The 15,673-nt window shown below is 73.6% G+C and carries 11 protein-coding genes and 1 pseudogene; 6 read left to right on the top strand and 6 right to left on the bottom strand.

The features are described from left to right. Positions 1–52 precede the first annotated feature (52 nt). Complete coding sequence (locus ACFW9Z_RS12790) at positions 53–1,720, top strand: bifunctional 3'-5' exonuclease/DNA polymerase (protein ID WP_384638641.1); 1,668 nt, start codon at positions 53–55, stop codon at positions 1,718–1,720. A gap of 298 nt (positions 1,721–2,018) precedes the next feature. On the opposite strand, the gene ACFW9Z_RS12785 is transcribed toward ACFW9Z_RS12790, so the two are convergent. From ACFW9Z_RS12785 to ACFW9Z_RS12770, 4 genes are all read right to left on the bottom strand, one after another. Next, a complete protein-coding gene (locus tag ACFW9Z_RS12785; RefSeq protein ID WP_384638638.1) occupies positions 2,019–3,464 on the bottom strand; it encodes a hypothetical protein in 1,446 nt (481 codons plus the stop codon). A gap of 141 nt (positions 3,465–3,605) precedes the next feature. Further along, positions 3,606–4,115 (bottom strand): SigE family RNA polymerase sigma factor, encoded by a 510-nt coding sequence (locus tag ACFW9Z_RS12780; RefSeq protein WP_384638635.1) that lies wholly within the window; start codon positions 4,113–4,115, stop codon positions 3,606–3,608. A 206-nt stretch (positions 4,116–4,321) separates the two neighbouring features. After that, positions 4,322–5,176, bottom strand: a complete 855-nt coding sequence (locus tag ACFW9Z_RS12775) for a carbohydrate-binding protein (protein ID WP_384638850.1) — start codon at positions 5,174–5,176, stop codon at positions 4,322–4,324. A gap of 180 nt (positions 5,177–5,356) precedes the next feature. Further along, positions 5,357–6,733 (bottom strand): carbohydrate-binding protein, encoded by a 1,377-nt coding sequence (locus ACFW9Z_RS12770; RefSeq protein WP_384638632.1) that lies wholly within the window; start codon positions 6,731–6,733, stop codon positions 5,357–5,359. A 365-nt stretch (positions 6,734–7,098) separates the two neighbouring features. On the opposite strand from ACFW9Z_RS12770, the gene ACFW9Z_RS12765 reads away from it, so the two are divergent. Continuing rightward, on the top strand, positions 7,099–7,815 hold the full coding sequence (locus ACFW9Z_RS12765) for a phosphotransferase (protein WP_384638629.1): 717 nt from the start codon (positions 7,099–7,101) through the stop codon (positions 7,813–7,815). A 1-nt stretch (position 7,816) separates the two neighbouring features. Here ACFW9Z_RS12765 and ACFW9Z_RS12760 read toward each other — a convergent pair whose 3' ends face one another. Both ACFW9Z_RS12760 and ACFW9Z_RS12755 read right to left on the bottom strand, forming a co-directional pair. Next, positions 7,817–10,318 carry an FtsX-like permease family protein gene (locus ACFW9Z_RS12760; RefSeq protein ID WP_384638627.1) on the bottom strand — a complete coding sequence of 834 codons (2,502 nt, stop codon included), beginning with the start codon at positions 10,316–10,318 and terminating at the stop codon, positions 7,817–7,819. A gap of 173 nt (positions 10,319–10,491) precedes the next feature. Then, positions 10,492–11,214: pseudogene (locus tag ACFW9Z_RS12755) on the bottom strand (ABC transporter ATP-binding protein); the annotation flags it as partial. A 296-nt stretch (positions 11,215–11,510) separates the two neighbouring features. On the opposite strand from ACFW9Z_RS12755, the gene ACFW9Z_RS12750 reads away from it, so the two are divergent. From ACFW9Z_RS12750 to ACFW9Z_RS12735, 4 genes are all read left to right on the top strand, one after another. After that, positions 11,511–12,938, top strand: a complete 1,428-nt coding sequence (locus tag ACFW9Z_RS12750) for a sensor histidine kinase (RefSeq protein ID WP_384638624.1) — start codon at positions 11,511–11,513, stop codon at positions 12,936–12,938. Continuing rightward, positions 12,938–13,582, top strand: a complete 645-nt coding sequence (locus ACFW9Z_RS12745; RefSeq protein ID WP_384638621.1) for a response regulator — start codon at positions 12,938–12,940, stop codon at positions 13,580–13,582. Before ACFW9Z_RS12750 ends, ACFW9Z_RS12745 begins: the two co-directional genes overlap by 1 nt. Before the next feature lie 161 nt (positions 13,583–13,743). Continuing rightward, positions 13,744–14,688 carry an ABC transporter ATP-binding protein gene (locus ACFW9Z_RS12740; RefSeq protein WP_384638618.1) on the top strand — a complete coding sequence of 315 codons (945 nt, stop codon included), beginning with the start codon at positions 13,744–13,746 and terminating at the stop codon, positions 14,686–14,688. After that, positions 14,685–15,662: an ABC transporter permease gene (locus tag ACFW9Z_RS12735; RefSeq protein ID WP_384638615.1), complete on the top strand. Its 978-nt coding sequence runs from the start codon at positions 14,685–14,687 to the stop codon at positions 15,660–15,662. The genes ACFW9Z_RS12740 and ACFW9Z_RS12735 overlap by 4 nt, the downstream gene beginning before the upstream one ends. Positions 15,663–15,673 lie beyond the last annotated feature (11 nt).

Genomic DNA, 15,673 nt, shown 5'->3' with positions numbered 1-15,673 from the left:
CTCGGGCTCCGGCTCCGGGGCGGTGTCAGTGGTGGGTGCCAGACTCGCGTCCATGACCGAACGGTGGGCGGTGGCGGCGGCTGACGGGGGCGGGGCGCTCCTCGTGCCACTGGGGCAGGACGGCACGCCCACCGGGCCGGTGCTGGCCGAGCCCGACCTCGTGGCGGCGGTCCGCTCCCGGCCCGAGGTGGGGCGCTGGGTGTGGCGGTCCACCGCCGAGCTCTACCCCCGGCTGCTCACCGCCGGGGTCCGCGTCGAGCGGTGCTACGACATCGAGTGCGCCGAGCTCCTGCTGCTCGGGCACGCGGGGCGGCTCGGCGAGCCCCGGTCGGCGGCCGCCGCGCTGGCCCGGCTGGAGAACTCCCCCGTACCGCCGGACCCGCCCGCCCGGTCCGCCGAACCCGGCGCGCAGTCCTCCCTCTTCGAGCCGTCCGCCGGCCCCGGGGTCCCCTTCGAGGGGCTGCTGCGGGTCTACGTGGACCAGGTGCGCCGCCACGGCACGGCCGAGCACCCGGACCGAATGAGGCTGCTGACCGCCTCGGAGTCGGCGGGGATGCTCGTCGCGGCCGAGATGCACCGGGCCGGGCTGCCGTGGCGGGCCGACGTCCACCGGGAGGTGCTGCACGGGCTGCTGGGCGAGCGGTACGCGGGCGGCGGCGAGCCCCGCAGACTCGCCGAGCTGGCGGACGAGGTGTCGGCCGCCTTCGGCCGAAGGGTCCGCCCCGACCTGCCCGCCGATGTGGTGAAGGCGTTCGCGCAGGCCGGGATCTCCGTGAAGTCGACCCGGCGGTGGGAGCTGGCTGAGGTGGACCATCCGGCGGTCGAACCGCTGATCGCGTACAAGAAGCTGTACCGGATCTGGACGGCCCACGGCTGGAGCTGGCTCCAGGACTGGGTGCGCGAGGGCCGCTTCCGCCCGGAGTACCAGCCGGGCGGCACGGTCAGCGGGCGCTGGACGACCAACGGCGGCGGGGCCCTCCAGATCCCCAAGGTCATCCGGCAGGCCGTCGTGGCCGACGAGGGCTGGCGCCTGGTCGTCGCGGACGCCGACCAGATGGAGCCGCGCGTGCTGGCCGCGATCTCCCGCGACCGGGGCCTGATGGAGGTCGCCGGTCACGAAGGGGACCTCTACAAGGCCCTGTCCGACCGGGCGTTCCACGGCGACCGCGAACACGCCAAGCTGGCGCTGCTCGGTGCGATCTACGGCCAGACGTCCGGGGACGGCCTGAAGAACCTGGCCGCCCTGCGCCGCCGTTTCCCGCTCGCCGTCGCCTACGTGGACGACGCGGCGCGGGCGGGCGAGGAGGGCCGGACGGTACGGACCTGGCTGGGCCGCACCAGCCCGCCGGTCGCGCTGCCGGGCCAGGACGAGGAGGCGGGCCTCCCCCAGGAGGGCGGCGAGGCGGCCCCCGACGGCGGATCGGCCCGGGCCAGGGGTCGCTTCACCCGGAACTTCGTGGTGCAGGGCAGCGCCGCCGACTGGGCCCTGCTCCTCCTGGCCGGGCTCCGCCGCACCCTCCACGAACAGGGGCTCCGGGCCGAACTGGTCTTCTTCCAGCACGACGAGGTGATCGTGCACTGCCCGGCCGAGGAGACCACCGCCGTGACCGAGGCGATCCGGACGGCCGGCGAACTGGCCGGCCGGATCACCTTCGGGGAGACCCCGGTGCGCTTCCCGTTCACCACGGCGGTGGTGCAGCGCTACTCCGACGCAAAGTGAACGACTCCGGCCCCGCCCCCGGGGTGCGGTGCGGCTTCCCGGGGGACGGTGCGGCTTCCCCGGGGGGTGCGGCTCCCCCGGGGACGGCGCAGCCTCCCCGGGGACGGCGCGGCTCCCGGGGGGGGCGGTGCGGCCCCCGTACCTCCGGCCTCCGGGTGCGGGGCCACCTCCGCCCCCGGGTACAGGGCCCGATGCCCGGTGCCGGGCGCCTGGTACCCAATGCCCAGCGCCGGGTGCCCGATGTCCGGCGCCGGGTGCCCGAAACCTGGCACCCGGAACTCGGCACCCTGCGCACCCCCTACTTCTGCTGGAGCTTCAGCCACTCCGGGCTGGTCGCCACCGCCGTGAGCTGCTCCAGGGTGAGCGCGGGCTCCGGGCGGGTGGCGGGGGTCGACTGCGCGCCGGAGTTGAAGGCCGAGACGACCACCCGCATACCGTCGGGCCGCATCGTGTCCGCCGTCCACCAGACGACCCCGGCGCCGCCCTTCTCGCCGGGCTGCTGCGAGGTGGCGAGCAGCGTGCCGTCGGGCAGGGTGGTCGCATCGCCGTACAGCTGATGGGCGACGTCCCGCATATCGGGCTGCACATTGATCTGTACGAGGGTCTTGCCCCGGCCGTCGTCGACGACGACGGAGGCGAACTCGCCCCCGCTGTCCGTCTTCTCCCCCACCGTGAGCCCCTCGGGCAGCAGCTTCAGGAAGGTGGGCATCAGCAGCGTGTAGTCGAGGGGCAGCGCCGGGGAGTCCTCCGCCCCCGGGCGGGACGTGTCCGACGAGGGCTTTCCGGTCGGCGGGGTGTCCTTCTCCGCGCCTTCCTCCGCGCCCTTCTCCGTGTCCTTATCCGTGCGCTCCACGTCCTCGGCGTCGGGCGACGGCTTTCCAGAAGCGCGCGAGGGCCCATCGGTCTCCACCGCGTCGGCGTCGCCCGTCAGCGCGGCGGCCAGCGGGCGCCACTCGACGGCCCGCGCCAGCTCCATGAGCGCCTTGTCGCCGAGGGCCGGGCCCGAGCGGGTGGCCCCCGCCCCACTACCCGTCACCCGGTTGTAGGCGCGGGCGTCCACCGCGACTCCGCCCGCCGTGAAGAAGACGGCACGCGCGGCCCCCGACGAGCCGCCCGGGCCCGACGCCCCATCGGCCTCGGTGCCTGAGTCTGCCTCCGTGCCTGTGCCCCTCCCGTCGGCGCCGGAGTCGAAGCAGACGGTGAGCCCGGAGTCGTACCCCTCCTCGCCGCTGACGATGCCCGGGGTTGTGCCCGGCGGCTCCTCGCAATCGGTCCCCTCGGCCGCCTTGCTGCCCGGCGCGGGGTACAGGAAGACCTGGACCGACCCCTTCCCCTTACCGTCGTCGTAGACAGCGGAGGCTGACACACGCTTCGGGCCGTCCGCGCCCCCCGTCACCGCGCCCCGCGCCTCCTTGGCCGTGCCGGGCGGAAGAAGCTTCTCCAGGACGGCGGCCACCTTCTCCTCGGAGAGGCCGCCCGTGAGGTTCACGGGGTCAGCGGGCCGGCTGCTCGCCACTCCCGTACCGCCGCCGCCACCGCTGCCCAGCAGCCCGGCGCCGAACGCTCCACCACCTCCGACCAGGGCCAGGGCCAGCACGCTGCCCGCCACGGCGGCGCTCCGGCGGCGGCGGAGCGAGCGGCGGCCCTGTTCCAGAGCGCCGTCCACCAGCGCGGCCCGGCCGGAGAGGTCGAAGGTCTCCCCGGTCCGGCGGAGCTCCTCGCTGAGTTCGTCTTCAAAAGGCATGGGGAACCACCACTTCTCGTTCTGGATGCACAAGCCTGGATGTGCGGCTGCTTACACGGCCGCGATGCACAGCGGTTGACGGCAAGAGACGGCGAAGGACGACGGCTGACGGCGGGCGACGGCAGGTGACGTCTTCGGGCGTCAGTGGGCGGCGAACTCCGCGATGCTGCCGCCCAGCAGGCCACGCAGCCGCCCGAGGGCCCGCACCGAGCGAGTCCGTACGGCAGCGGAGCTCACCTGGAGCGCGGCGGCGGTCTCCTCGACGCTCCGGTCCTCCCAGTACCGCAGGACCACCACCGCACGGTCCTTGGGAGCCAGTTGGGCCAGCGCCCGGAGCAACGTCATGCGCAGCGCCGGATCGTCGGGGTCGGCCCGGGTCTCCTCGGGCAGCTCGGCCAGCGGGCGTTCCGATGCCGAGCGGCGGCGCCGATGGGTCAGGAATATCCGGACGAGCACGGTCTGCGCGTACGCCGCCGGGTTGTCGATCCTGCGGGCCCGGCCCCAGTGGACGTACATCCGGCCCAGCGTCTCCTGCACCAGGTCCTCGGCGAGGTGCACATCACCACTGGTCAGCAGACAGGCCGAGCGGTACAGATGGCTCGCCCGCACGGCAGCGAACTCCTTGAACTCCTCGGCACGCGATGTCCTCATACCCTCCCCCGTTCATCCGGCCTCCGTTCCGCCCTTCCACCTGATCGACGCGCCGGGGCCGGGGAAATGTTTCACACCACCCGCAAGAAAATCCTCCGGCCCTGCGATCCCCCGGAATCAGGGACCGCACGCGAAAGCGCCCCGTTCACGCGCCGGACGGCGTGAACGGGGCGCGGGGCGGTGGTGCGCGTCCGCTGCTTCGGCGTCTACCCGCGTTCCCACAGCGCGGGGACGTTCGGCGGCTCCCAGCCCGTCATCGACTGGTGTGCCTGCCGGCAGCGGTAGGCGACCCCGCCGTAGGTCACGCGGTCTCCCGCGCGGTAGGAGGTGCCGGGCGCCCAGGTGCCGCCCGGCGGAGTGGTGGGCGGATCGGTCGGACCGGGCGTCTGGGCGACGTCCAGCACGAAGTCGAAGCTGCCCTGGCGCCCGTTGCCGACGCTGCGGACGTTCATCAGCAGCCTCGGGTCGAACAGGGCATCGGTGTTGTTGCGCGGTTCACCCGGGAAGTACAGCTGCGTGGTGAGGATGCGTCCCCCGGGCGCCTGCGCCTTCACGTGGAGGTGCCGCGTACGGCCCGGGTAGAGGCCCGGCACGATCGTGGTGAGGCTGAACGCCCCGTCGGCACCGGTGAACTGGTGCCCCCGGAACGCGTACTGGGCCATGTCGTACGACCCGTTGGTGTCGGCCTGCCAGAAGTCGAGCAGCGCACCGGAGATGGGCCGGCAGGCCCGACCGAAGACGTAGCCGCTCACGGTGAGCGGTACGCCGGGGGTTCCCGGCGTCACCAGGCTGGTGCGGCGCGGGGAGTTGGGCTTGAAGTACGGGCCCTCCATCTGCGGCGGAGTCGGGTCGTCGCCGTCGTCGCACTGCGGGGTGGGGTCCAGGAGGACGCCCCCTTCCGACGACGCGGTGTCCCGGGCGAGCGCGACGCCCCCTCCGGCGAGCAGAGGAGCCGCGCCCGCGACGAGCGCGGCCTTCAGGAGACCCTTGCGGCTGATGCGCCGCCGGTCCTCGGACGCCTCGTCGGACGCGTCCTTCTCATGGGGGGTTGCGTTGTCCATTTGTGGGGTCATGACAGTTTCCTCGGAGTCCTCGGTGCGGGGAGGCAGAAGAGGTTCAGGAGGTTCGGTGACGCCGGGTGGCCAGTGGGGTGGGGACCCCCGGGGCGGAGGTCGGATCCGCCGCCGGAGGTCGGGAGGAGTAGCAGGTGAAGGAGGTGCAGGAAGTGCAGGAGACGGAGGTCAGATCCGCTGCCAGAGGGCCGGGACGGCCGCCGGGGTCCAGCCCGCCTGGGCGGTGTGGGCCTGGAGGCAGCGGTAGGTCGCTCCGCCGTACGTCACCGTGGCGCCGACGGCGTAGGAGGTACCGGCCGCCCAGGTGCCGCCCGGCTGGTCGGTGGGCGGCGGAGTGGTGGGCGGAGTGGTCGGGGTGCCGCCACCGCTGGTGACGAGCGTCAGCCCGTACGCCTGGAGGGCCGGGAGGAGCGGCTGGAAGTACGTCGTACCGCCGGTGCGGCAGTTGCCGGAGCCGCCGGAGGTGACGCCCTGCGCCTGGCTGCCGGAGATGTACGAGCCGCCGGAGTCGCCCGGTTCGGCGCAGACGCTGGTACGGGTCACGCCGGAGATGGTGCCCTCCGGGTAGGTGACGCTGGTGTTGAGCTGCTGAATCGTGCCGCAGTGCCAGCCGGTGGTGGAGCCGGAGCGGCAGACGGAGGCGCCGACGACGGACGGGGTGGAGCCGGTGACGGTCACATCGCCGCGCCCGTAGCCGTTGACCAGGGGCTTCGGCACCCAGTTGGCGTTGGTGGCGACCCAGGCGTAGTCACGGCCGGGGAACGTCGAGCCCTGGAAGGAGCCCTGGGCCTGCTGGTTGACGCCGTTGGTCGTGGTGCCGACCCGGCCGCAGTGACCGGCGGTGACGAAGCCGTTCTGCGTACCGCGCGTCACCGAGAAGCCGACGGAACAGCGGCCGGACGGGTTCATGTAGTACGCGTCGCCGCCCCGGATGTCCGCGAGGGCGCGGGGCTGCTCGGTGGAGCGGGCGACGGTGATCAGCTTGTCGCTGACCCCGGCGGCCTTCACGAACACCTCGGCGGCCGAGGTGCTGGCCGCGTTGACGATGACCCGGTTGGCCTCGACGTCGACGTACCAGACGGGCACGTTCTTCGGGGCCTTGCTCAGGGCCGCCTTGTCCAGGGCGTCCTTGACGGCTTCGAGCCGGTCCAGGCTGTGGCCGACGACCTCGGCCGTGGCGCCCGCCTTCTCGATGAGGGCGGCCTCGGAGGCGTCGGTCGTGGAGACGGTGAGGTCCGCCGTGTCCCCGCTGACACGGGCCCCGGCGAAGCTGGTGCCGAGGGACTTCTCCAGTCCGGCGGCGATGGCGGCGGCGCGGTACTCGCCCGCTATCCGGGTCTTCGCGGCCTCGGCGTCGAGTCCGAGGTCGCGTTCCATGGCGGCCAGCAGGCCGGGGGAGAGGCTGTCGGCGGAGACGGCCGGAGTACTGGCCGCCGGAGCACCGGCGGACGCCACTCCGTTCAGTCCCGCGATGGCGAGCGCGCCCACGGCCACCGTGGCGGTGGCGGTGGCGAGGACGCGTCTGCGGAGCGTGGTGTTCTCCACGTAACTCTCCTTGTTTCTGTGGGGTGTCCGGATCCGGTGGGGGTTGGTCCGGACCAGGGAATTGCCGACACCGTAGCCGCGCGCCGACCCGGCACAGGAGATCCCGTTCACCCCCCTCCCTCCGCGTTATGGGGGCCGTTTCCGGCAGGGTGCGGCCGGATCGGCCCACTCCGCGCACAAAGGTGCCTGCCTCCTCGCGCGGAGGCGCCCGCTTCCCCCGTACGCAGGCGCCCGTCCCCTCGCGCGAAGGCGCCCGTCCCCTCTCGGTCGAAGGCGCCCGCCGTCTCCCCAGGAGGGTCCCGCCGTCTCCCCCGGAGGGGCCCGTCGTCTCCCCTTCGGTGGTGGGCCCGGGTAGGTTCGGCCCCATGCACACAGGGCAACTTCTGGGCTCGGGGCGCACCGCCGACGTATACGAACTCGACGGCTCCTGGGTCCTGCGCCGCTACCGCGACCGCTCCGACACCACGGAGGAGCTGGCGGTGATGTCGTACGTCCGCGCCTTCGGCTACCCGGTGCCGCGCATCGGCCCGCCCGCCGCCGGGGCCCTCCCCACGGACCTGGTGCTCCAGCGACTGACCGGCCCGACCATGTCCGAAGCGCTGCTGGCGGGGGCCATGGGCGCCGCCGAGGGGGGCGCACTGCTGGCCCGGCTGTTGCGCGAGCTGCACGCGATCCCGCCCCGGGTCTCGACCGATCCGCAGGACTGCATCCTCCATCTCGACCTGCACCCGGCCAACGTGATGCTGACGGACCGGGGGCCGGTGGTGATCGACTGGTCCACCGCCACCGAGGGCCCGCCCGGATTCGACCGGGCGATGTCGGCCCTGACCCTGGCCCGGGTCGCGCTCGACCCGGAGTTCCCGGCTCCGGAGGCCCAGGCCCGTACGCTGCTGGCCGCCCTCCTCGCGGAGCTGGCCGAGGACTGGGGCGCCGACGCCGCCGAACTGGCCCGCGCCCGGGCCCGCCAGCGGGAGAACCCGTTCCTGACGGCGCCCGAACGCGGCTGCCTGGACGCGGCGGTGGAGATGGTGCTGGGCTGCACGCCTCCGCCCCCTTCTCCGCCTTCTGCGCGTTCTGCGTGAACTAATCCCGCATACCGGCCAGTTCGACCGGCCGGGTCCGCAGCGCGAACGCGGCGGGTACGACGGCGGAGACGGCCGCCAGCACAACGGCGACCGCGACGACGGCCCCCGCCGTCCCCCACGGCACCAGCACCCACGACCGGACCCCCAGCAGCGCCAACGCGCCCCACACCCCCGCCAGGTTGACGGCGGCGACCCCCAAGCCGATGACCGCCCCGACGGCGACCGCGACCACCGCCTCCACCGCCACGAGCCGCAGGACCTGCGGTGCGGTGGCCCCGGCGAGACGGAGCACGGCGAGGTCGCGGACCCGGTCGGAGGTGGCCGTCACCAGCGTGTTGGCCAGGGCAAGCCCCGTACAGAGCAGAGCCGTGCCGAGAATCAGCCACAGTCCGGACCGGGTGGCTCCGCCCGGCGCCGGGGCGGCCTCGGCGGCCCACTCCGCCCCGCTCACCACCCGTACACCGGCCCCCTCCGTGACGGCGGCCGTGCGCAGGGCGGCGGCGACCGCGCCCGGGTCGGCGCCCTCCGCGGCCGCCACGTCGATGCGGTCGGCCGCCGCTCCACCGGCGTTGCGCGCGGTGACGTAGACGCCGTTGCTCCCGGTGCCGGTGGCGAGGACGGCGGCGATGCGGAGGGATACCTTCCGGCCGTCGCCGAGCCAGACGGTGACCCGTTCGCCGACGGTCGTGGTCAGCCACTCCTCGTTGACCACGATGCCGTCGTCGTCCAGGTCGGCGAGGCGTCCGGCCACCACGGGCGGCGCGGAGACCGCGGCGAGGCGGGCGGGTTCGACCGCGCGGGCCTCGGAGGTGACCAGGGCCGTGCCCTCTTCGAGCACGGTGACGGCGGTGGACCGTGAGACGCCGACCGTGGCGCCCTCGGTCTCCCGCACCCGTTCGACGAAGCGCGGCGGGAACGTACGACCCGGCGCGTCCGGGACGACCACGAGGTCGGCGGTCGTGGCGGTGCGCACCTCCACCGCCTTGGCCTCGGCGAGGGTGGCCACCGTACCCAGCAGGGAGACGGTGAGGGCGACCGTGATCACGACGGGGGCGGCGACGGCGGCCGTACGGCGTACTCCGGCGGAGGTGTTCTCCCGGACGAGTACGCCGGTGGCGCCGGGCAACAGCCGGGCGGGCAGCCAGGTCAGCGCCCGGGCCAACGGCCTTACGAGCACGGGCGCGAGAAGCGCGGCGCCCACGATGAGCAGCAGGGGACGCGTGACGTACGCCTTGCGCCCCAGTACGTCACCGGGGTCCAGGGCCAGCGCCGCGACCAGGAGCCCCGCGCCGGTCAGCAGGGCGAGGGCGGCCAGGAGCCACCGGCTCACGGGCATGGTCCGGCTGTCGACGGCCGCCTCGCGCAGCGCCTCGGTGGGCGCGGTCCGCCCGGCCCGGTGGGAGGCGGCGAGCACCCCGGCCGTGGCGACGGCCACGCCGGTCCAGAACGCGGTGTGCAGCGGCCAGCTCTGCTCCCCGATCGCGAACCACGGTGGTGCGAGCCCCGCGTCAACCAGCCGGGCGGCGAGCAGCGGAGCCCCGGCGACGCCCAGCAGGCAGCCCACGGCGGAGGCGAGGACCCCGACGACCACGGCTTCGGCGCAGACCGTACGCCGGATCTGGCCGGGGGTGGCGCCCGCCGTGCGCAGCAGCCCGAACTCGCGCCTGCGCTGGGCGACGGCAAACGAGAACGTCGAGGCCACCACGGAGACGGAGACGAACAGCGTGATGCCTGCCGCCGTCCCCAGCAGCGCGTTGACCGAGACGAGCGCCTCCGCGTCGAGGTCCGGCCCGGGGTCGGCGCGGCGCCGCTCGTCGCCGGTGAGGACGTCCATGCCCCCGCCCGCAGCGGCCACCACTTCCCGTACGGCGGTGGCATCGGCGTGCACCACCAGGGCGTCGACCGCCGGGGAGACCCTGGCCGCCTCGGCGTCGGTGAGGAACAGGGCGTCCTCGAAGCCCCGGTCGGCCGCGATGCCGACCACGGTCAGGGTGGTGGTGCCCGCGGGCGTGGTGGCCCGGACCCGGTCGCCGGTACGGAGGCGGCTGCCCGGCCCGGCGGTGACGACGGCCTCATCCGGGGCGGCCGGGGGCCGTCCGGTGGTCAGCCGGTAGGGGGCGGCCTCGGCGATCGACCAGGGGTGACCGGCCCTCGGCTCGCTCCCCTCGCCGGGGGCGGCCACGTCCACCGGAAAGGTCCGGTCCTCCACCGTCTTCCCCAGGGCGCCCAGTCGGGTCACGAGCGCGGGCGGCACCGGCCCGACCCGGGCGAGCGGCCGGGTGCGGACGCCGGTCGCCGTCCGGACGCGCAGCTCGTCGGCGGCCCGGACGACGACGGGGGCCGCGGCGAAGCGCCCGGGTTCCCGGTCCGGGGCGTCGAAGGTCGCGGCGAGGGCCAGCCCGGTGGCGGCGATCAGCCCGACGCCCAGGGCGAGAGCCACGAAGGAGCCGACGAAGGTGACCCAGCGGATCCGTACGCCGCGCAGCGCGAGCATCAGCACGGGGCTTCCTCCGTATGCGAACGCGTGGCCTTCTCCGTACACGAGCCCATGGCTACCTCCGCACGTGAACGCGTGGCCTTCTCCGTACACGAGCCCATGGCTACCTCCGCACGTGAACGCGTGACCTTCTCCGTACGTGCCGGGGCGGGCGGCGACTCCACCCGGGCGGCGAACGTCATCCGGGCGGCCACCCGCTCCGCCGACGGCGCGTACAGCTCGTCGACGACCCGCCCGTCCGCCAGGAACAGCACCCGGTCGGCGAAGGAGGCCGCGACCGGGTCGTGCGTCACCATGATCACGGTCCGGCCGTCGTCCACCATCGAGCGGAGCAGGGCGAGCACACCGCGCCCGGTGGTGGAGTCCAGGGCGCCGGTCGGCTCGTCCCCGAAGAGCACCTCGGGCCGGGTGACCAGGGCGCGGGCCAGGGCCACCCGCTGCTGCTGGCCGCCGGAGAGTTCGCCGGGCCGGTGCCGGGCCCGCCCCCGCAGCCCGACCTGTTCCAGCGCCTCCAGCACCTCGGTCTTCTTCGGTCTGCGGCCCGCCAGCCTCAGCGGCAGGGCCACGTTCTGCTCGGCGGTGAGGGAGGGCAGCAGGTTGAACGCCTGGAAGACGAAGCCGATCCGCCCCCGGCGCAGCCGGGTCAGCCGCCTCTCACCGAGCCCGGTCAGCTCGGTTTCGCCCAGGAACACCTGACCGCCCGTGGGCCGGTCCAGCCCCGCCGTGCAGTGGAGGAGAGTCGACTTGCCGGAGCCCGAAGGCCCCATGACGGCGGTGAAGGTGGCCCGGGGGATGTCGAGGCTGACCCGGTCGAGGGCCCTCACCTCCCCGTCTCCACGACCTTCGCGGCCATAGGAACGGGTGACGGAGCGGAGCCGTACGGCGGCTGACTGATTCATGACATCCAGTCAACCGACGCTCCCGGTACGGCACATCGGACCAGGATGGAGTCCTCATGGTAGAGCTGGCTCCACCATCGCGTTCCGGATAGCGGCAGGTCAGATGGGGGAGCGAGCGGGATGGCCCGGGGACGGCGGTGTCTCGTAGCGTTCCAGGCATGTACTCACCCGGCGCACCGCAGCACGGCACACAGCCGCAGCACAGCACGCAGCTGCCGTACGGGCCCGGCCTCCGGCGACCGCTTCTGAAGCCGTCCCCGGGGCCGCTCCGGAATCCGCTCCTGCGCCGGGACCACGTGACCGGTTCCCGGCCCTGGCGCGCCGCGCTCTATCTGCTGACCAGCGTGCCGCTCGGCGCCGCCACCCTCCTCGTGCTGGTCCTGCTCGCCGTCGCGGGCAGCGCGCTCGCGGTGGTCCTGGTCGGGCTGCCGCTGCTCCTCATCCTGGTCCTCTCCGGCATCCCCCTGGCCGCGCTGGAGCGGCGCAGGCTCCGGCTGATCGACAGCACCCCGCTCGCCGACCCGCACCGCGAACCGCCCGCCCCCGGGCTCGTCTCCTGGCTGCGCACCCGGTTCCGGGAGCGGTCCACCTGGCGGGAGTTGGCGTACGCGCTCCTCTTCGCCACGGTCCTGTGGCCGCTGGAGGCCCTGGCCGTCGGGGCGATGCTCGTGGTGGGCGGCGGGCTGATCGCCACTCCCGCCGTGATGGCGCTGGGCGGCGACGGGGAGGCGAAGGTTCTCAAGCTCTGGATGGCCGACTCCTACCTGGAGGCGTTCGCCGCGCTGGCGGCCGGGGTGGTGCTGCTGCCGGTGCTGGCGTACGCGCTGGTTGCGCTGGCCGCCGGGCGCGCCGTACTGACCCGGCAGCTCCTCTCCGTACCGGACTCCGGGGCCGACTCCCGCCTCCGGGAGCTGGACCGGTCCCGGATGCGGCTGGTGGACGCGTTCGAGGCGGAGCGGCGGCGGATCGAGCGCGACCTGCACGACGGGGCGCAGCAGCGGCTGGTGGCGCTCTCCATGACCCTGGGCCTGGCCCGGCTGGAGGCGGCGGCGGGGCCGGAGGACCCCGGCGATCCGCTGGGCGGGCTGCTGGCCAAGGCGCAAGGGGAGGCGGACGTCGCCCTGCGGGAGATCCGGGAGCTGATCCGGGGCATCCACCCCCAGGTCCTCACCGACCGGGGGCTGCCGGCGGCGGTCGAGGACATCGCGGACCGTTCGCCCATCCCCGTGGACGTCCGGCTGGACGTGCCGGGCCGACTGCTCGAAGCCGTGGAGAGCGGGGTCTACTTCGCGGTCAGCGAGGCGCTGGCGAACGTGGCGAAGCACAGCGGCGCGACCCGGGCGAGCGTACGGGGCAGGGCCGTCGCCGGGCGGCTGACGGTGGAGGTCGAGGACGACGGGCGCGGGGGCGCACGGATGGCATCGGACACCAGAGAAATGGAAGGCGAAACAGGAGACGGAACGGGAGGCAGCACAGGAGGCAAGACAGGCGAAGGAACAGACGGAGGAACAGGCAGAGGAGCAGACGGAGAAACAGGCAGAGGAACAGGCAGGGGAACAGGCAGGGGAACAGACCAAGGGCGGGCGGACGGAGGAACGGGCCTTCAGGGCGTCGCCGACCGTCTCTCGGTGCTCGGTGGCCACCTGCTACTGTCCAGTCCGCCCGGGGGGCCGACAGTGTTCCGGCTGGAGGTCCCCTGTCCGCCCGCACGATCGAGGGTCTGATGCTGCGCGTCGTACTGGCCGAGGACAGCGTGCTCCTGCGTGAGGGCCTCATCGGCCTGCTGGAGCGGTTCGGCCACCGGGTGGTCGCCGGGGCGGGCACCGCGCGAGAGCTGACGGCGGCGGCCCTGGAGCACCGCCCGGACATCGTGGTGACCGACGTACGAATGCCCCCGGACTTCTCCGACGAGGGCCTGCGGGCCGCGGTCGCGCTGCGCGACCACCTGCCCGGCCTGCCGGTCCTGGTGCTCAGCCAGTACGTCCAGCGCGCTTACGCCGAGGAGCTGCTCGACTCCCGCGACGGTACGGGGGTGGGCTACCTGCTCAAGGAGCGCATCGGCCACGTGGAGGAGTTCGTCGACGCCCTGGACCGGGTCGCGCGCGGGGACACGGTCGTGGACCCCGAGGTCGTACGCCAGTTGATCCGGCACCGTCGCGACCCGCTGTCCCGGTTGACGGCCCGCGAGCAGGAGGTGCTGGCCCTGATGGCGGAGGGCCGGTCCAACGCGTCCGTGGCAGCGGTCCTGTCCGTGGGCGAGGGCACGGTCAGCAAGCACTTCGGCTCGATCCTCACCAAGCTCGACCTCTCCCTCTCCGACGACACGAACCGCCGGGTGCTGGCTGTACTCGCGTACCTACGCGGCTGAGCCCCAAGCCCACCTCACCTCCGCCCCTCCCCTTCTCTCCCTCCCATCCGCACCCCCATCCGCACACCCCATCCGTGCGCACCCGTCGGCGTGCGCTTGACAGCCATCCCCCCAGAACTCCATGATTCCATTAATTGACTAATGGAATTGAGGCGAGGCGCGTGGCAGACACGAGCACCCCGAGCGGGACCCCCGGCAGTTGGGCGCTGGAAGCCCGCGGCCTGAGCAAGCGCTACTTCGGCGGCTGGGCGCTGCGCGACTGCTCCTTCCGGATCCCCACCGGACGCATCTGCGGGCTGGTCGGCCCGAACGGTGCAGGAAAGAGCACGCTGCTCGGCCTGGCCACCCGCCAGGTGCAGCCGACATCAGGTGAGCTGCGCGTCTTCGGCGTACCGGTCGACGACCCCGCCGTGATGCCGAGGTTCGCCTTCCTCGGCCAGGAGAAGCCGCTGTTCAAGCGGTTCACCGTGGCCGACACCCTGCGGATGGGCGCCGAGCTCAACCCCGCCTGGGACGCGGCGGCGGCCGAGCGGATCGTCCGCTCCGGCAACGTCCCGCTCGACGCGAAGGTCGGCGCCCTCTCCGGCGGCCAGCGCACCCGCGTCGCCTTCGCGCTCGCCTTCGGCAAGCGCCCCGACCTGCTGCTCCTCGACGAGCCGATGTCGGACCTCGACCCACTGGCCCGCGACGAGATGAGCACGCTGCTGATGGCGGAGGCCGTCGAGCGCGGGACCACGGTGGTGATGTCCTCCCACCTGCTGACCGAGCTGGAGGACATGTGCGACTACCTGCTGGTCGTCGCGGAGGGCCGGGTCCGGATGGCCGGTGACACCGACGCGCTCGTCCCGGCCCACACCCTGGTGACGGGCCTGACCCGGGACGGCTCCCTGCCGGCCGGGCTCGACCGGCACACCGTGGTCGAGACCCGCGTCCAAGGACGCCAGTTCCAGGCGCTGATCCGGCCGAAGGGCCCGCTGCCCGCCGAGTGGGAGAGCGTCGAGCCCTCCCTGGAGGAGGTGCTGCTCGCCCACCTCCGCTCACCGGACGCACCCTCCCTCTACACCCAGGGCGCCCGCGTCGAAGCCGAAGGGACCCAGGCCGCATGAGCAGCACCTCCACCCTGACCGAAGCCCCCGCCGAACTCCGCCCCCGGCGCCGCCTGTTGCGCGGTCTGCCCTGGCTCGTCGTACGTCAGCACCGCGTGGCGCTGTCCTGTGTCCTCGGCCTGACCGTGCTCGGCGCGCTCTGGATCGTGTACCAGCGCCACGAGCTGGTCCAGTTCCTCGACTCGGCCGGATGGCCGGAGAAGGAGGTCAGGTATGGGGTACAGGCGAGCCGGGGTTACCTCTTCATCTCCGCCCTCTTCAGCGGCCTCCCACTGATTTTCGCGGTCCTCATCGCCGCCCCGCTGATCGCGGGCGACCGGGAGAACGGCACCGCGCAGCTGGTCACCACCCAGTCCGTGACCCGCCGCCAGTGGCTGATCGCCAAGCTGGCCTTCGCCTACGCCCTCGCCCTGGTCTCCGGCGTGGTGCTCTCGGCCGCGTTCACCTGGTGGTGGGAGCCGCACCGCTCCTTCTTCGCCAGCCGATGGATCGACGGCGGCATCTTCGACAACACGGGCCCGGTCCTGCCGGCGCTCCTCCTCTTCCTGACCGCCGCCGGCATCACCATCGGCGTCCTGGTGCGCCGCACGCTGCCCGCCATGGTGGTCACGTTCCTCTTCACGGCCGCCGCCGGGATGGTCTGGGACGAGATCCGCACCCGCCTCGGCTCCACCAAGATGTTCACGTACCCGTTGGACGGCGAACTCCCGGCCCGCTTCCACGACACGTACGAGGTGGACCGCTGGGTCGGCAATGCGAAGGGGGATCTCTTCGGCTGGGGCTCCTGCGCCGAGCCGACCGAGCAGGCGCATGAGGCGTGCATGCAGGAGAAGGGCATCGTCAACCACGTCGTCGAGTACCTCGAATACGACCAGATGGCGGCGATGCAGTGGACCGGAGCGGCCATCCTGCTCGCCGGGACGGCGCTCCTCACGGCGTTCGTCCTGTGGCGGGGTTCGCGCCGCCCGCTGTAGGGGCGGTGCGC

It is taken from the genome of Streptomyces sp. NPDC059452, assembly GCF_042750035.1.
In the GTDB taxonomy this organism is placed as follows: Bacteria; Actinomycetota; Actinomycetes; order Streptomycetales; family Streptomycetaceae; genus Streptomyces.
This window is presented reverse-complemented; position numbering and strand designations above follow the sequence as displayed.